General features: G+C 72.8%; 2 protein-coding genes (1 of these 2 only partly in view). Both read right to left on the bottom strand.

The annotated features are described in order from the left end of the window. On the bottom strand, nucleotides 1-3455 hold the start of the coding sequence (locus AB0N89_RS03785; RefSeq protein WP_364199858.1) for an amino acid adenylation domain-containing protein. 9877 nt of this gene lie to the left of the window's left edge; 3455 of the gene's 13332 nt are visible here — the first part of the coding sequence; its start codon is at nucleotides 3453-3455; its stop codon lies off the left edge, out of view. Further along, on the bottom strand, nucleotides 3452-19204 hold the full coding sequence (locus tag AB0N89_RS03790; protein ID WP_364199860.1) for an amino acid adenylation domain-containing protein: 15753 nt from the start codon (nucleotides 19202-19204) through the stop codon (nucleotides 3452-3454). Before AB0N89_RS03790 ends, AB0N89_RS03785 begins: the two co-directional genes overlap by 4 nt. Nucleotides 19205-19225: the final 21 nt, after the last annotated feature.

Here is a 19225-nt window from a genome sequence, read left to right on the forward strand (position 1 = left end):
TCGTCGCCCGCGATGTGGTGCAGCAACAGGACGAGCACGTGGTCGTCCTCGCCGATCCTCAGCACCGAAGGCCGGATCGGTGGTTCGTCGGTCAGGTCGAACCCGTACGAGATCGCCTCGGTGACGGCGTTCTGGAGCCCGTCCTCGGTGACCTCGGTGACAGGGCAGGCGATCGCGGCCCCGTCGAGGATCCGCTGGTACGGAACGCCTTCGCGGTCGGGGTAGACGGTGCGCAGGATCTCGTGCCTGGCGACGAGGTCGCCCAGCGCGGCCCGCAGCGCCCCGGCGTCGAGCGGGCCGCGGAGCCGCCACACCAGCGGCAGGTTGTAGGTCGCGTTCGGGCCGTCGACGCGGTGCAGGAACCACAGTTGCCGCTGTGACGCCGAAAGCGGCGGGAACTCCGGTCGCGGAACGGGCAGCAGCGGGGGCCGGGCCGCCGCCGCGTCCGCCAGCACGGCCGCGAGGGCGGCCGGGGTCGGGTTCTCGAAGACCGTACGCGGGGAGACCTCGACCCGCAGGGCCGACTTGAGGCTCGCGACGAGTTTGATCGCGAGCAGGGAATGTCCGCCCAGTGCGAAGAAGTCCTCGTCCGTGAACACCCGCTGACGGTCGAGCACCGCGGCGAACCGTTCGGTGATCAGCTGTTCGGCGGCCGTCCTCGGCTCGCGGCGCACGCCGCCGGAGGGCCGGCCGGGTTCGGGCAGCGCGGCCTGGTCGAGTTTGCCGTTCGCGGTGACCGGCAGGGCTTCCAGCGCGACGATCGCCGAAGGCACCAGGTACGACGGCAGCGCGCGCACCAGTTCCGCGCGCACGGCGACGGTGTCGACCGTCCGCGGCGTCACGTAGCCGACGAGTTCACCGGACCGGACGACCACGGCCGAAGAGCCCACTTCGGATACCAAGGAGAGCGCGTGCTCGATCTCGCCGAGTTCCACCCGGACACCGCGGATCTTGACCTGGTGGTCGGTGCGGCCGAGGTAGGCGAGACTGCCGTCGGGGTGCCACGCGGCGAGATCGCCGGTGCGATACATCCGGTCGCCGGGGGCGCCGAACGGGTCGGCGACGAACCGCTGCGCGGTGAGCGCCCCGGCGCCGTGATAACCGATGGCCAGCTGTGGTCCGGCCAGGTACAGCTCGCCCCGCTCCCCCGGGGCGACCGGGCGCAGCGCGGCGTCGAGCACGTAGGCGCGGATGTTCCAGGTGGGGGCGCCGATCGGGACCGGACGGCCGCCGTCCTCCTTCGCGGTGTCCCAGAAGGTGAGGTCGACGGCGGTTTCGGTGGGCCCGTAGAGGTTGTAGAGGGCCGCGCCGGGCAGGATCTCGCGGGTGCGCAGCATCTGGTCGATCTGGAGCGCTTCACCGCCGACGATCACGATCCGCAGCGACGTCGCGCGGGCCGCAACGGGTTCGGCGAGGAACGCGGCCAGCATCGAAGGCACGAAGTCGACGACGGTGACGGCTTCGCGCACGATCAGCTCGGCCAGATACGCCGGATCGCGGTGGCCGTCGGGCCGGGCGACGACGACCGGCTGCCCGGTGTAGGACGGCCAGTTGACCTCGGCGAGGAACACGTCGAAGGACACCGGCGCCTTGAAGATCATCCGGTCACCCGCACGGGGATCGACGGTCGCGGCGAACCAGGCCATCCGGTTCCCGACGGCGGCGTGCGACACGACGACGCCCTTCGGACGTCCGGTCGAGCCCGAGGTGTAGAGCACGTAGGCCGGATGCGCGCCGGTGATCGGCGCCTGCGCCGTGACGGGTTCGGCCTCCCGCGCGAGCAGTTCCGGCGTCGCGACCACCTTCGCGCCGGAATCCTCGACGAGGAACCGGATCCGCTGTTCGGGCAGGCCCGGGTCGATCGCCAGGAACGCGGCGCCGAGCCGGTGCACGGCGTGCAGTGCCGCGATCAGCTCCGGTGACCGCGGCAGGGCGACGGCGACGAGATCGCCTCCGGTGACGCCGTGGGCGGCGAGCACCCCGGCGAACCTCGCGACGCGCTCGTCCAGTTCGGCGAACGTCCAGCGCGTTTCGCCGGCGATCACCGCGAGCGCGTCGGGCGTCCGGCGCACCCGCTCGGCGAACTGCTCGGGCAGGGTCCCGGCGGGTACCTCGTGCGCGGTGTCGTTCCAGTCGCGCACGACGGTCGCGGCGACCTCGGCGGGCAGCAGCGGCAGGCGGCCCACGGGCCGCTCGGCGTCGTCGGCGAAACCCAGCAGGGCGGTCACGACACCGCGCAGCAGGTGATCGGCCCGCTCCGCGGACACGACGTCCGCGCGATGGGAGAGGCCCAGCGTCAGCCGCGGCCCCGGCACCACCGTGAGCCCCACCGGGTAGTGCGCCGCGTCGGTCGTGGTGACCGACCGGACGTCCAGTCCGGCTTCGCGCTGTCCTCGCGCCAGTTGCTCCTCGTCGACGGGATAGCTCTCGAAGACCAGGAGACTGTCGAACAGGTCGCGCCCGCCCGCGAGCTGCTGGATCTCGGTCAGGCCGAGGTGCTGGTGGTCCAGCAGGGCCGCCTGCCCGGACTGCACCCGGCTCAGGAAGTCCCGTGAGCGTTCGGCCGGGTCCACGGTGATCCGCGCCGGCACGGTGTTGATGAACAGGCCCACCATCTCGTGGGCGCCGGGCAGGTCGGCGGGACGGCCGGACACGGTGACGCCGAAGACGACGTCCGCGCGGCCGGTGGCCCGGCCGAGCACGAGTCCCCACGCGGCCTGCACCAGGGTGTTGAGCGTGATCCCCCGGCCGCGCGCGAACGAGACCAGCCGTTCGGTGTCCTCAGTGGACAAACGATGGTCGATCTGCTCCGGGACGACAGAGCCGGAGACGTTCGGCGCGACCAGGGTCGGTCCGTCCACATCGGACAGCGCGGCTCGCCAGGCGGCGCGGGCGGCGACCTTGTCCTGGGCGTGGAGCCAGGCCAGGTAGTCGCGGTAGGGCCGCACCCGCGGCAGCACGGCGGGGTCGCCCGCCGCGGCGTAGAGGGCGAACAGGTCACGCCCCAGCAGCGGTCCCGACCAGCCGTCCATCAGCAGGTGGTGATGGGTCAGCAGGAGATGGTGTTCGTCCTCGCCCACGTGCACCAGGGTGAAGCGGATCAGCGGCGGGGTTTCGAGGTCGAACCGGTCCGCGCGGTCCGCCTCGGCGATCCGGTCGGCCTCCGCGCGGTCGGCCGCGCCGACCTCGGTGAAGGGCACCTCGACGCGGCGCAGCACCAGTTGCACCGGGCGTTCCACGCCGGTGGCGGTGAAGGCGACACGCAGATTGGCGTGCCGGTCCAGCAGGGCCTGCGCCGCGGCCCGCAGCGCGGCGGCGTCCACCGTCCCGCCCAGCTCGAAACGCAGCTGGACGGTGTAGACGTCCTGCTCCTCCCGGTCCAGGGAGGACAGGAAGAACAAGCCTTCCTGCAGCGGTGTGAGCGGGAGAACGTCCTCGAGTCCCCCGTGCGTCATGCTTTGCCCCATTTCGCTTCGAGCAGGTCGATCTGCTGCTGATTCAGCGAGACCAGGCCGAAGTCGGACGAGGTGTGCCCGCCCGTGCCCGGTCCCGCGGTGTGTTCGGTGAGCGCGGCCAGCGCGTCGGACCACGCGTCGGCCAGTGCCAGGACATCGGATTCGCCGACCGCGCCCGGCGCGTACGTCCAGTCGGCGGTCAGTTCCGGCCTGCCGTCGTACTCGGTGACCACGATGGTGATCTCCAGCGCGTGTGCCATCGGCAGGGTGGGTTCGGTGGCGCCGTTCACGCCGGTGCCACCGGGTGCCGGTGCCCACGGGCGCGCGGTTTCGGGGACGGTGAACCGGCCGAGGTAGTTGAACCCGATCCGCGGGGTTTCGAGGGCGGCGAGGTCGTCCCGCGCGCCCGGGTCGAGGTACCGCAGGATCCCGAAGCCGAGCCCTTGTTCCCCCGGCACGGCGAGCAGTTGTTCCTTGACCGTCTTGAGCGCCTTGCCCGCGGCGCCGCCCCCGCGCAGCGCGTCGGGGACGTCGATGCCGTCGAGCTTCAGCCGCACCGGGTACGCGCTGGTGAACCAGCCGACGGTGGCGGACAGGTCCGCGCCGTCGAGGAGTTCGGTGCGGCCGTGGCCCTCCAACTGGACCAGGAGTTCCCGCGGTCCGCGTTTCGCCGCGGCGAGCGTGAGCGCGGTGAGCAGGACGTCCTGGACTCCGGCGCCGTAGGCGGCCGGGACCGTGGTCAGCAGCGGCTCGGTCTTGTCCGCGGGCAGCACCCGCCGGATCCGTTTCGCGGCGCCGACCAGGTCGCGATCCCGTTCGGTGACACCGATCCCCGGCGGCACCGGCGCGTCCGCCAGCGTCGCCCGCCAGTGCGGGAGTTCGCCCGCGAACTCGCCTTCGGTCCCGGCTTCGGCGAGCCGGTGCGCCCACGCCCGGAACGACGTGCCCGGTTCGGTCTTCTCGCCCGCGAGCGCGGCGGGCAGGACCCGCCAGCTCACACCGTCGACCGCGAGGTGGTGGACCAGCACCAGCAGCCGTCCGGGCGCGTCGCCCTCGTCCTGCCAGACGAACCGCACCTGCCTGCCCGCGCGCGGGTCGAGGGTTCCGGCGGCCGCCTCGACGTCCGGGACGCCGAGCGAGAGCACGTCGGTGGCCCGGACCGATCCGGGCGGGAGCACGTCGAGCGTCCAGTCGCCGGTCAGCCGGGCACGCAGCATGTCGTGCCGGTCGAGGACTTCCTGGATCCGCTCGGTGAGCGCGTCCAGAGTGAGCCCCGGCGGCGTGACCAGCGTCTGTGCCTGGCTGAACCGGTCGATGGGGCCGTCCAGTCCGCGCAGCCAGTGCATCACCGGCGTGATCGGCGTGCGCCCCGTGGCCGCGATCGTCTCGGTGACGGCGGCGGCCGGGGTGCGGGTGGCGGCCAGCGTGGCGAGGTTCGCCGTGGTCTTCCGGTCGAAGACGTCCTTCGGCCGGATCTCCAGCCCGGCGGCACGGGCCCGGCCGGACACCTGGATGGACAGGATGCTGTCGCCGCCGAGGGTGAAGAAGTCGTCGTCCAGCCCGATCGACGGCAGGCCCAGTACCTCCGCGATGATCCCGGCGAGCAGCCGTTCGGCGTCGGTGGCGCCGGAGAGGTCACCGGTCGCGGCGGGCTCCGGCGGGGCCGGGAGCGCCCGCCGGTCGAGTTTCCCTTGCGACGTCAGCGGAAGCTCCGGCAACGGCACGAAGACCGCGGGCACCATGTGGTCCGGGAGTTTCGTCAGCGCCGCCGACCGGACCTCTTCGACGTCGGGATCGCCGACGACGTAGGCCACGAGCCGGTTGGCGCCGCGGGCGTCCGGCGGGGCCAGCACCGCGACGCGCTCGACACCGGGACACCCGGACAGGACGGCTTCGACCTCGGCCAGTTCGATCCGGAACCCGCGCACCTTGACCTGGTGGTCGGCCCGGCCGGCGTAGACCAGCGCGCCGTCCGTGCGGCGGCGGGCGAGGTCGCCGGTGCGGTACAGGCGGCCGGGACCGAACGGGTTCGCGACGAACCGCGACGCGGTCAGCCCCGGCGAACCGAGGTAGCCGCGGGCCAGCCCGGTACCTGCCGCGTAGATCTCGCCGACGGTGCCGGGCGGGACCGGGCGCAGCCGCCGGTCCAGCAGGTAGACGGCGGTGTTGTGCACCGGGGCACCGATCGGTACCGCGCCGGGGCCGCCTTCGGGCACGCATTCCCACAGGGTGATGTCGACCGTGGTCTCGGTCGGGCCGTAGGAGTTGAACAGCCGCCGCTCGGCCGCCCATTCGGCCGCGAGACCGGGCGGGCAGGCCTCGCCCGCGGCGATCACCACGAGGTCGGCGGGCACCTGTTCGGGCCGGATGGAAGCCAGCGCGGCGGGCGGCAGGGTCGCGTGCGTGATGTCGTGCTTCGACAGGAAAGCGGCCAGGGGTTCGCCCGCGCGTTCGTCGTCGGGGACGATCACCAGCGTCGCGCCGGTGAGCACGCCCATGCACAGTTCCCACACCGACGTGTCGAAACTGACCGACGCGAACTGCAGCACCCGGCTGCCCGCGCCGACGTCGAACGCCTCGACCATCGTGTGCACGAGACTCGCGACACCGGCGTGGCTCACCATCGTCCCTTTAGGACGGCCGGTCGAACCGGAGGTGTAGATGATGTACGCCCCCGCCGCGGTCGAAACCACCGGCGTCAGCGGATGCTCGCTTGGCGGCAGGGCGGTGCCGTCCAGTGTCAGCACCGGGGCGGAATCCTCGACCATGGCGGCGAGCCGGTCGGCCGGGTAGTTCGGGTCGAGCGGGAGATAGACCCCGCCGGCTTTCTGGATCGCCAGCAACGCCACGATCAGTTCGGCCGACCTCGGCAGCGCGACCCCTACCACGGATTCCGGTCCGGCACCGCGTTCCGCCAGCGCGTGGGCCAGCGCGGTCGAGCGGCGGTCGAGTTCGGCGTAGGTGAGCGTGGTGTCCCCGTCGACGACGGCGGCGTTGTCCGGTCCGGCCTGCGCCACCCGCGCGAACAGCCCGGCGATGGTCAGGTCCGCGACCTCGTACGCGGTGTCGTTGGCCTCCAGCAGAAGTTCGCGCCGTTCGACGCGGGAGAGGACGTCGACCTCACCGGCGGGCAGCCCGGGATCGGCCGCCAGCGCCGCGCAGACGCGGGCGAAGCGGTCGGCGATCTGCTCGATCTCCCCCGGTGCGAAGGCGTTCTCCGCGTACTTCCACGTGACACGCAGCCTGTCGCCGGGTTCGACGACGAGCGCGAGCGGGTAGTGGGTGTCGTCGGACGCCGTGACCGAACGCAGGTCCAGCGCACCCGACGCGGCGCGGACGGATTCGCCGTCCAGCGGGTAGTTCTGGACCACGAGCAGCGTGTCGAACAGCTCGCCGGTACCGGCGAACCGCTGGATGTCGCCGAGCCCCACGTACTGGTGTTCCAGCAACGTCGCCTGCTCGGCCTGGACGCGGCCGAGCAGAGCGAGCAACGGCTCGCCGTACCCGGCCCGCACCCGGACCGGGATCGTGTTGGCGAACAGGCCGATGGTGCCGTCCGCGCCGTCGACCTCGGCCGGGCGGCCGGACACGACCGTGCCGAACACGACGTCCTCGCGATCGGTGAGCCTGCCCAGCAGCAGCCCCCACACGGCCTGGACCAGGCTCGTCATGGTCAGCCCCGCGTCGCGCAGCACCGAGACGAGCTTCCCGGTGAGTTCCTCGGGAAGCTCGGTCTCGAACCGCCGTGCCGTCCGGTCGCCGACGGCGGCCGGGGCGAGCAGCGCCGGTTCGTCGAAACCGTCCAGCGCGGTACGCCAGGCCTTCTCGGCGGCCGCGGTGTCCCTTGTGGACAGCCACACGAGGTGATCGCGGAACGGGCGGGCCGTCCGGGCCGGTGCCGCGTCCCGCGCGTAGGCGTCCAGGAGGTCGCCGACGAGCAGCGGTCCCGACCAGCCGTCGTACAGGAGGTGGTGGGCGGTCAGCAGCAGGACCGCGCCCCCTTCCGGACGCCGGATCAGGGTGAGCCGCAGCAGCGGCGGCTCGGCCGGGTCGAACCGGTCGGCCAGGTCGGCGGCGGCCAGCGCGTCGATGTCAATGTCACTGTCACTGTCATCGTGCTCGGCCCAGCGAGGTTCGACGGCCGACGGGACGATCTGGATCGGCACACCCGCCGCGGTGTGCCGGAAACCCGCGCGCAGGGCGGGATACCGGTCCAGCAGCGCGGCGGCGGCCCGGCGCAGCCGCGGGCCGTCGACCTCGCCCGCGAAGTCCAGCCGCAACTGCATCAGATACGGGTCGGGACCGGTCGCCTCGAAATCGGTCAGGAACAGCAGACCGGTCTGGAGCGGGGTGAGCGGCAGGACGTCCTCGACGTCCCCGAGACCGTCCACCTCGGCTTGCGACAGCACTGCGAGCGGGAAGTCCGACGGTGTGTGGAACGGCGTCCGGACCTCCTCGACCAGCTCCGCGACCGCCTCCTGCCACCGGATGGCCAGCGCGCGGACCTCGGCCTCGCCGACGATGTCCGGGACATAGGCCCAGGACGCGCGGACGGTTTCGCCGTCGACGGAGACGTTGATCTCCACTGCCGCGGCGACCGCGGTGCTGGGATCGGCGTGGCCGCCCATCGGTTCGACGGGGGCCCAGTCGCCGTCGCCGCCGGTGAACCGGCCGAGGTAGTTGAAGCCCACCTCGGGTTCCGGCAGGCCGGGAACGCGGTCGAGATACCGCAGCTTGCCGTACTGGAGACCGGCGAGGTCGCCGCCCGGCAGGCCCCGCAGCGCGGTCTTGACGCCCTTCAACGTCGCGACCGGATCCTCACCCGGCACCAGCGGAACCGGGTAACGCGAAGTGAACCAGCCGACGGTGCGCGAGATCTCCGGGCCGAGGTCGGCCCGGCCGTGGCCCTCAACCGCCACCAGCAGCTCGTGCCCCACGGCCTTCACCAGCGCGGCCAGCAGGACGTCCTGCACCGTGCCGTGCGCGCCGACCGCGACTTCGGACAGTCCCGCCCACGGCAGCGCGACCTCGAACTTCGCCGCCGTGGCGACGAGATCGACCGCGGGATCCACCGGTCGGCGGCCGAACCGCGGGAACGGCCGGTCCAGGAAGTCCCGCCACACGGCGGGATCCGCGTCGATCCGGGTGGCCTCGCGGGCCCAGCGGGCGAAACCGCTCCCCGGCGTGGCGGGCGCTCCCGCGAGGTCCTCCAGCAGGATCCGCCACGAGACGCCGTCGACTACGAGGTGGTTGATCACCAGCAGGAGCCGCCGCCGGGGCGGGCACCAGACCGCGCGCAGCAGCACACCGGCTTCGGTGTCCAATTCGGACAGTGCCCGTTCGCGTTCGCCCGTCAGGTCGTCGACCACGCGGACGGGAGGCGCGCCGGTGGCGCCGGGAACGAGCCGTCCGTCTTCGGTGATCCGCGCGCCCAGTTCGGGATGGCGCGCGAAGAGGTCGTCGAGCCGGCGCTGGAGACCTTCCGTGTCCAGGTCCGCCGGGGTGCTCAGGAGCAGCCACTGCGCGAATCGGTCGAGGTCGCCGCCACGTTCGGCCGCCCACGCCATGATCGGCGTGCGGGCGATCTCCGCGGGCTCCGGTTCGGCGACAGCGGACTCGTCGAGAGCACCCACCCGCTCCGCGAGCGCCAGCGGGGTGCCGAGTTCGACGACGTCCCGCGCGCGGACGGCCAGCCCGGCGGCGCGCGCCCGGCCGACCACCCGCAGGGACAGGATGCTGTCGCCACCGAGGCCGAAGAAGGAGTCCTGCTCGCCCACCGACGGCAGTCCCAGCACGTCGGCGAAGATCCCCGCGAGCAGCGCCGCCGTCGGGTTCCCGCTGGCCTGGTCCGGGGTCGTGACCCGGACGCCGGGTTCGGGCAGGGCGGCCCGGTCGAGTTTCCCGCTGGGGGTCAGCGGGAACTCTTCGAGGACGAGGAGCGTGTCCGGCACCATGTACGACGGCAGCCGGTCGCGGCAGGACGCCAGCGCCTTCTCGATGTCCACAGTGGACGATCCGGTGACGTATCCGGTCAGCCCGCTGTCGCGGGCGACCACGGCGGCGCCGGTGATCCCCGGAACGCCGGCGAGCACGTGCTCGATCTCGCCGAGTTCGATCCGGAAACCACGGACCTTGACCTGGTGGTCGGCGCGGCCGAGGTAGTCGATCCGCCCGTCTTCGGTCCAGCGCGCGAGGTCACCGGTGCGGTACATCCGGCCCGGCGCGAAGGGATTGGCGACGAACCGTTCGGCGGTCAGCCCCGGCCGTCCGAGATAGCCCCTGGCCAGCCCGCCCGCCAGGTACAGCTCACCCGTGACACCCGGCGGGACCGGGTTGAGGTCGCGGTCGAGGACGTAGCAGCGGCTTCCGGCGATCGGCGCGCCGATCAGGACCCGTTCCCCGTCCTCCACCGGCCAGCTGGTCGCGTACACCGTCGCCTCGGTCGGACCGTAGATGTTGAGCAGCCGGGCGTCCGGGAGCGCGGCCCGGATGGTGCGGACGAGGTCCGCGGACAGGGCTTCGCCGGCGAGCGCGAACGTCTCGACCTTTAGCCCGGACAGGTTCTGCTCGAAGACACCGGCGATCGCCGACGGCACACCGCAGACCAGGCTCAGCCGGTCACCCGCGGTCGCGTCGGCGAGCGAGAGCACGTCGGGGACGACGTCGATCCGGCCGCCGCTGAGCAGCGGGGCGAAGATCTCGAACACGGACACGTCGAAGGTGACCGGGGTCGCCGCGAGCACCCGCGAGAGACCTTCCGCGCCGAAGGTGGCCCGGCCCCATTCGACCAGTCCCAGCACGCTCTCGTGCTCGACGACCACTCCCTTGGGACGGCCGGTCGAACCGGAGGTGTAGATGACGTAGGCCGCGTTGCCGGGCCGCACGGCCACTTCGGTGCCGTCCCCGTCGAGATCCCTGAGATCCTCGAGATCGTCCGGGGTCAGGACGAGCGCGGGCCGGGCTTCGTCGAGGACACCGGCGATCCGTTCGGCCGGGTGACCGGGATCGATCGGCAGGTACGCGCCGCCCGCCTTGTGCACGGCGAGCATCGCGACGATCAGCCGGGCCGACCTCGGCAATGCCAGCGCGACGATCGATTCCGCGCCGACACCGCGTTCGGCCAGCATCCGGGCCAAGCCACCGGCCTGGGCGTCGAGTTCGGCGTAGGTCAGGCTCGTGTGCTCGTCGGTGACGGCGATGGCGTCCGGGGTCCGGCGGACCTGCGCCCGGAACTCGTCGGCGAGGGTCCTGGCCACGCGGAACTCGCCGGTGTCGTTGAACCGGCGGACGACCAGATCGCGCTCGGCCGCGCCGGCGATACCGAGCCGGCCGGCCGGCCTCGTCCCGTCGGCCACCACATCGAGCAGGACCCGGACGAACCGGTCCAACAGGCCGGCCGCGGCCTTCTCCCCGAACGAGGGCTGGTACTTCACCCCGACGTACAGCCGCTCTTCCGGGGCGACGATCAGGGTGACGGGGTAATGCGTCGCGTCGAGCGGCGGGCCGCCGGTGACCCGCAGCCCCGGCCCGGCGTCCCATTCGGTTTCCGCCGGGTAGTTCTCGACGACGAGCAGCGTGTCGAACAGATCGCCGAGGCCCGCGGCGCGCTGGATCTCGCCGAGCCCGATCGCGTGGTGCGCCAGTGACCCGGCCTGTTCGCGCATCACCCGCGCCAGCAAGGCGTCCACGGTCTCGTCCGGGCGAAGCGTGATCCGCACCGGGAGGGTGTTGATGAACAGGCCCGCCATCTCGGTGCCGCCGGGCAGTTCCGCGGGGCGGCCGGACACGGTGGTGCCGAACACGACGTCGCCGCGACCGGTCACCCTGCCCAGCAGGATCGACCAGGCGACCTGGACCACTGTGTTCACCGTGCAGCCGAGGGCGCGGGCCCGCTCGCCCACCGCCGCCGTGACGTCGGCGTCGAGTTCGCGGTGAAGCTGTCCGGGCCACTCCGGTTCGGTGGAGCCCGGCGCGAGCAAGGTCGGCTCGTCCAGGCCCGCCAGCGTTTCCGCCCAGGCGGCGCGTTCCGCTTCCTTGTCCACCGTGGACAGCCAGTGCAGCTGGTCGCGATGCGGGCGCCGGACCGGTGCCTCCGCCCCGCCGTAGGTGGCGAGGAGTTCGCGGGCCAGCGCGAGTGACGACCACCCGTCCAGCAGGACGTGGTGATGGCAGACGAGCAGGCGATGATGTCCGGGACCGCCCCGCAGGAGCGCGAACCGGATCAGCGGGGCGTGAGTCAGGTCGAAGCGTTCGCGGCGGAACCGCTCGACGGCGTCGTCGGTGAGCAGACCCTCTTCCCAGGCCAGGGGCGGATCCGGCAGGACGACCTGGACGGGGTCGCCGTCGGGCCGCAGCCGGAACTCCACCCGCAGCGCGGAGTTCCGGCGTACCAGCTGTTCCGCGTGGGCCCGCAGGCGGACAGGGTCCAGGTCGCCTGCGAGGTCGAAGGACAACAGGACGGTGTAGACGTCGGTCTCGGCGTCCTGCGCCAGCAGACCGGCCTGCAACGGCGTGACCGGCAGGACGTCCTCGACGTCGCCGAATCCGTCCACTTCGGACTGGGTGAGCGGGACCAGCGGGAAGTCCGACGGTGTGTGCCCGCCGCCCTCGGTCAGCGCCGCGATCGCGCGATGCCACGCGTCCAGCAACTCGACGAGGTCCTCGCTGGAGGACCAGCGTGCCTTCAGCACACCGTCTTCGATCAAAGTGGACACTTCGACCGGATGGGACGCGGGGAGTTCCGGGTCGGCGCCGCCCGCCAGGAAGCCGAGCCCCTCGACGGGGGTGAAGTCCCGGTCGTCGCGGGTGGCCGTGCCGAGGTGGTTGACCAGGAACGGGCGCGGTGTCCCCGGCACACGGTCGCGCAGCGGGCCGTAGCCCGTGCCGCCGTCGGGCACCGAAGCGAGGGTTTCCTTGACCCGCTTGAGCACCTGCTCCGCTGTGCCGTCCAGGTCGACCCGGATCGGGTACAGGCTGGTGAACCAGCCGACCGCGGACTCCGCGCCGGGAACGCCGTCGCGGCCGTGGCCCTCCAGATCCGCGCGGAGTTCCCGCTCGCCCCAGACCTCGCGGGCGGCGAGCCCGAGCGCGGCGAGGAGGACCTCACGGGTTCCGGTGTGGAAGGCGCGCGGGATGTCCGTGACCACCGCCCGGGACAGATCCGCGGGAAGTTCGGTGATCACGTGCCGGAGGTCGCCGACCGTGCCGGTGCTCAGCTCGGCACTGCTTCCGCCCGCCATCTCGGTCCAGAACGCGGTCTGCGTGTCGTCCGCGGTGAGCGACGCGGCCCAGTTCCTGGCTACGAACGCGCCGGGCCCCGTCGGCTCGCCCGCGAATCCGGCGGCCAGATCCGCGGCGATGACCTGCCACGACACGGCGTCGACCACGAGGTGGTGCGCCACCAGCAGGAGACGGCCGGGCAGGAAGTGGACACCGCGGAACATGACGCCCGCCCGCGGGTCGAGCGCGGCGATCTCCCGTTCGAGTTCGCGCCGCGGGTCGGCTTCGCCGAGGACGGCGCGCAGTCTCACCCGCGTCTCGTACGGGGTGCGGATTTCGAGGGTGTCACCGGCCAGCCGCGCACGCAGGAAGTCGTGCCGGGCCACGAGCCGGGTGAACAGCCGCGCCAGTTCGCCGGTGGTCGACTCCGGCGGGACCCGGAGGAAGGTGGCCTGGCTGTAGCGGTCGATCGGGCCGCCACGGTCCAGCAGCCAGCGCGACATCGGCGTCGGCGCCACCGGTCCGGTCCGCTCGGCGGCCGTGGCCGGGAGGGCACGGCCGTCGAATTCCCGTGCCCGTACCGCAAGTTCGGCCACCGTGCCCGTCTCGACGACGTCGCGCGGGGTGACGAGCAGCCCGGCCCGGCGCAGGGCACCGACGAGGTGGATGGCCGTGATGCTGTCGCCGCCGGAGGTGAAGAACCCGGTGTCGGCACCGACCTCGGCCAGGCGCAGCACCTGGGCGAACGCGTCCGCGACGGCGGCTTCCCGCTCGTTCCGCGGGGCGAGCGCCGCCGGAGCGGACTCCCCGGCGGGTTCCGGCAACGCGGCGCGGTCCAGCTTCCCGTTGCGGCTCAACGGGAACGCCGCCAGCGGCACGAGCACCGACGGCACCATCGCGGCGGGCAGCGCCGCGCTCAGCCCGGCCAGCGCCGCGGCGGGATCGACGGTCGCGGGTACGCAGTAGGCGACGAGCCTGCCGTCACGGACCACGACCACGGCGGCGTCGACACCGGGCAGGTCGGCGAGCCGCGCCTCGATCTCCCCCGGTTCGATGCGCTGGCCGCGGATCTTCACCTGATGGTCGGTCCGGCCCAGGTAGACCAGCGCGCCGTCCGGGCGGCGCCGCACGAGGTCACCGGTCCGGTACATGCGGCCGCCGGATGGGCAGGCCACGAACCGTTCCGCGGTGAGCCCCGGCCGGTCGCGGTACCCCCGCGCCAGCTGGGCGCCCGACAGGTACAGCTCACCCGCGACGCCGTCCGGCACCGGCTGGAGCGCGGCGTCGAGGACGTGCAGGCCGGTGTTCCAGACCGGGACACCGATCGGGACCGGCCGCTCGCCGGGCACGGTGTCCCATTCGGTGACGTCCACCGCGGCCTCGGTCGGGCCGTAGAGGTTGCGCGGCGCGGTCCCGAACACCTCGGCGGCCCGGGTCACCAGCTCCGCGGGCAACTCCTCGCCACTGCACACCACGCGGCGCACCGAACCGAGGTCGTGCGGCACACCGGCCGCCACGAAGGCCGCCAGCATCGACGGGACGAAGTGGACGGTCGTCACCCGCTCGGCCTCGATCAGCGCGGCCAGGCGATCCGGGTCGCGGTGGTCGCCCGGCTCCGCGACGACCAGCGTGGCGCCGGTGATCAGCGGGAGGAAGAACTCCCACACCGAGACGTCGAAGGTCGCCGGGGTCTTCTGCAGGATCCGGTCACCGGCGTCGAAACCGTAGCGCTCGCCCATCCACAGCAGCCGGTTGACGATCGCGGCGTGCTCCACCAGCACGCCCTTGGGCCGCCCGGTGGAGCCGGAGGTGTAGATCAGGTAGGCCGCGTTGCCCGGCACGATCCCGGCGGGCGAGAACGCGTCACCGTCGGGCAGGTCTTCCGCCGTGATCACGGCGTCCGGCGCGGCGTCGGCGAGCAGTTCGCGGACGCGGTCCTCGGGCAGTTCCGGGTCGATCGGCAGATACGCCGCCCCCGCCCGCAGCACCCCGACCAGCGCGACGACCAGCTCCAGCGACCGCGGCAGGACCACCGCGACCACCGATTCGGGACCGGCCCCGCGCCCCCGCAGCCCGGCGGCGAGCCGCGCGCTGCGCTCGTCCAGTTCGGCGTAGGTGAGCCGGTTTCCGCGGAACGCCAGCGCTTCGCGGCCCGCGTGGTCGGCGAACGCCTGTTCCAGCAACGCCGTCAGCGTCACGGACGGGACCTCGTGCGTGGTGTCCGGCGGCTGCTCGGCGGGCAGCACCACGGGGATCGCGGTGACGGGTTCGTCGGCCGAGGTGAGGAGTTCGCCGAGCACCTGCACGAATCGTCCGGCGAACAGGGCGGCCTCGGCTTCGTCGAACAGATCCCGGGCGAATTCGAGGAATCCGCCGAGCCCGCGCCCGGATTCGGTGACGTTGAGGGTGAGATCGAATTTCGCGGTGCCGGTGGGCACCAGGTCCAGTCCGGCGCCTAGACCGGCGAACCGGCTGTCGTCGCCGGGGGTGTTGCGGTAGGCGAACAGCACCTGGAACAACGGATGCCTGCCCGGCGCCCGCGGCGGTGCCACCCGCTCGACGACCTGGTCGAACGGGACGCCGTCGTGCGCCAGCGCGGCGAGACCCGCGCGCCGGACCCTGGCCAGCAGCTCACGGAAGGTCGGGCCGCCGGAGAGATCCGTCCGCAGGACGACGGTGTTGACGAAGAACCCGACCAGCGGGTCCAGCGCCTCGGTGGGCCTGCCCGCGACGGGGACGCCGATCGGCACGTCCGTCCCCGCTCCGCAGCGGGACAGCACGGTCGCCAAGGCGGCGTGCAGCACCATGAACACGCTGGTGCCGGTCTCGGCGGCGAGTTCCCGGACCCGGTCGTGCAGCCCGGCCGCCAGATCGAGGTCCAGCACGATTCCCGATCCGGTGGGGTTTCCCGGTCGCGTCCGTCCACTGGGGACGGTCAGTTCGCCGGGCAGGCCGTCCAGTTCGGCCGCCCAGAAGTCGAGGTCGGCCGAGACCGGCAGGGATCGCTGCCACAGCGTGTAATCCGCGTACTGGACCGCCAGCGGCATCCACTGTGGAGTGTCACCGGCGGCGCGCGCCGTGTAAGCGGTCTCGAGATCCGCGAGCAGGGGCCGCAGCGACCATTCGTCGGTCGCGATGTGATGCGTGGTCAGGACCAGCACGTGGTCCTCCGCGCCGAGGACGATCAGCGCCGCGCGCAGCGGCGGTTCGGCGTCGAGCGCGAACGGCCGCCTGCTGTGCTCGGCGATCACCGACGGGAGGGTGTCCTCGGCGGCTTCGACGATCTCGTATCGGGCTGGAGAAGGCGGCAGGATCTGTTGCCACGGCTCGGTTCCGTCGTTCTGGTAGACGGTGCGCAGCGGTTCGTGCCGCGCAACGACGTCGTCGAGCGCCGCGAGCAGGGCGTCGCGATCCAGCGCGCCACGCAGGCGCAGGCTCAGCGGCAGGTTGTAGACGGCGCTGTCCGGTCCGGCGAGGGTCTGCAGCAGCCACATGCGGCGCTGCCCGGCGGACAGCGGCAGCCGGTCCGGCCTCGCGGCGACGGGAACGTCCGGCCTGGCCGGGGCGAGATCGTCGAGGCGGCCGATCAGCCCGGCGGGAGTCGGCGTGTCGAACACCGTCGCGATGGGCACGTCCACGCCGAACTCCGCGCCGAGACGCGCGCTCAGGCGCATGGCGAGCAGCGAATGCCCGCCGAACCGGAAGAAGTCGTCCTCGGGCCCGAAGCCCGGCACGCCCAGGATGTCAGCGAACACCCCGCACAACCGCGCGAGGCGCGGGTCTTCGACGGTCACGCCGGAACCGGTGTGGGTCCGGCTCGCCAGCGCGAGCCGGTCGATCTTCCCGTTGGGGGTCAACGGAAGTTCGGCGACCGGGACGAGCAGGCCCGGCACCATGTAGTCCGGGAGCCGTCGCGCCAGCTCCCCGCGCGGGTCACCGGTTTCGCCGGTGGGCACGTAGTAGCCGACGAGCCCGGCGCCGGCGGCCACGACGGCGCAACGCCCCACCCCGGGCGCCCGGCCGAGGACGGACTCGACCTCGCCGAGTTCGACCCGGAAGCCGCGCACCTTGACCTGGTGATCGGTGCGACCCAGGCATTCCAGGTCGCCGCCGCCGGTCCAGCGGGCGAGGTCACCGGTGCGGTACATCCGGCCGCCGCCGAACGGGTCGGCGACGAACCGGGACGCGGTCAGCCCGGGGCGGCCGAGGTAGCCGAGGGTCACCCCGGAACCGGCGAGGTACAGCTCACCGGTCGCGCCGGGCGGGACGGGCCGCAGGGCGGCGTCGAGGACGTAGGCGTGCGTGTTGTGCAGCGGCCGCCCGATCAGCGGCCGGTCGGCCCCGGCCAGGCTGATCCCGTGCGCGGTGGACCAGATCGTCGTCTCGGTCGGGCCGTAGAGGTTGGTGACCCCGGCGGTGGTGGCGCTCAGCGTCCGCGCGAGGGCGGGTGGCAGGGCTTCACCGCCGACGAGCGCCCGGACGCCGCGCAGGGCGAGCGGCGCCGATTCGGCGAGCGCCTGCCACAGCGACGGCGTCGCCTGCATGGCGGTGATCCGCTCGCGGTCGAGCAACGCGCTCAGCCGCAAGGGATCGCGGGTGTCGTCCCGGCTCGCGAGCACGATGGTCGCGCCGTCGAGCAACGGCAGGAACAGTTCCAGCGCGGCGATGTCGAAGCTGACCGTCGTGACGGCCAGGAAACGGTCGGCCGGGCCGAAAACGAACCGTTCGCGCAGGGAGGCGAGAAGGTTCGCGAGGTTGCGCCGGGTGACGACGACGCCCTTGGGGCGGCCCGTCGAACCCGAGGTGTAGAGCACGTACGCGGGCGCGTCGAGGGGGACTTCCGGCAGCTCGACCGGGTCGGCGGGCGCGCCTCCCGCGAGCCAGGCCGGATCGATCACCAGCGCGGGGGCGGCGTCGGCGAGCATGAACTCGACGCGTTCGGCCGGGAAATCGGGGTCGATCGGCAGATACGCGGCCCCGGCCTTGAGCACCGCGAGCAGCGTGACCACGAGCCCGGCCCCGCGCGGCAACGTCACCGCGACAAGGTCTCCTTGCCGCACGCCTTCGGCGACCAGCCGGGCGGCGATCGCCTCCGACCGCTCGTGTACGTCGTTATAGGAAAGCCGTGAACCGGCGTCCTGGAGCGCGATCCCCTCGCCGCGCGGGAGGGCGCCGAGGACGTCGTGCCGGTCGTGTCCGGACGTCCGCGACCGGCCCAGTTCGAGCAGCCGGGCCCGCTCGCCGTCGTCGGTCGTGTCGAACCGTCCGACGGGCGTTTCGGGTGCGGCGGCGGCCAGGGTTTCGAGCATGCCGACGAATCGGCGCGCGTGATCCTTCAGCTCGTCCGCGTCGTAGGCGGCCGGATTGGCGTCGACGTCCAGCGCGATCCCGGCGGCACCCGGCAGCCCCTGCACGGTGAAGGACAGGTCGTCCACCGGTCCCGCGGCCAGGTAGTGCGTGGTGGCGGGCAAGCCGCCGAAGGTGAGCCCGGTGGCGAAGGGCTTGATGTTGATCCACGGGCCGACCAGCCGCCGTGTGCCGAGCCTGCCGAGATCACGGCGCAGATCCTCGCCGCGGTACCGATGATGCGGGCGGGTCAGCTTCAGTTCCGCGACGACCCCGGCGACCAGTTCCTCCACCGTGGTCGACGGTGTGACCGGGATCCGCAGCGGCACCACGTTGACCGTCGTGGCGGGGACGCGGGCGGCGGGCCCCATCCGCCCCATCACCGGCAGGCCGAGCACGATCTCGGGGGCGCCGGTGACGCGGTGCAGGTACAGCCCCGTCGCGGCGATGACGAGTTCGGTCCAGCCGGTGCCGAGCCGTTTCGCCAGCGCGCCGAGCGCCTCGAAATCCTGGGCGCCCAGGCGGGTGCTCTCGCGCAGGAATGTGTGCGACGCCGGGACCGGCGCCGACGGCGAGACGACCTCGGGCAGGCCTTCCAGCCGTTCGGCCCAGAACGCGCGGTCGCGCTCGAACTTCCCGGACTCCCGGTACGCCGTCTCGTCGGCGAGCAGCTCGGCCACCGGTTTGAACGGGCTCGCGCCGACCGGTTCACCCGCGGTCAGCGCGGTGTAGACCGCCGCCACCCGCCGTTGCACCAGCCCGAAGCCGTAGCCGTCGAGCAGGATGTGATGGCAACCGAAGAACCAGGAGAAGTGGTCGTCGGCTCGCCGGTAGAGGATCTGCGTCACCAGCGGACCGGTCGCGGGGTCGCGCGCGATCGCGAGTTCCGCGCGCATGGCGGGAACGGGATCGCCCTCGACGTCGACGACGCGCAGCTCCGGCACGGGTCCCGGCGTCCGCCACGGCCCCGCCTCGTCGTGTCCGAAAAGGACGGACAGGCCGTCGGCCTCGGTCAGCGTCCGGCGCACCGCTTCTGCGAAGGCGGATACGTCGAGCGCGCCCCGGATCTCCAGGTACTCGCCGGTGTTGTACGCCGGACTGGCCGGATCGAGACGCTGTCCGAACCAGACGCCCTGCTGCGCCGCGGTCAGCGGGCTCCGGACGTCCTCGTGCGCCGATGACACAGTTGTTCCTTCCTCTGGACC

The sequence above is a fragment of the Amycolatopsis sp. NPDC089917 genome (assembly GCF_040684635.1).
Lineage (GTDB): Bacteria > Actinomycetota > Actinomycetes > Mycobacteriales > Pseudonocardiaceae > Amycolatopsis.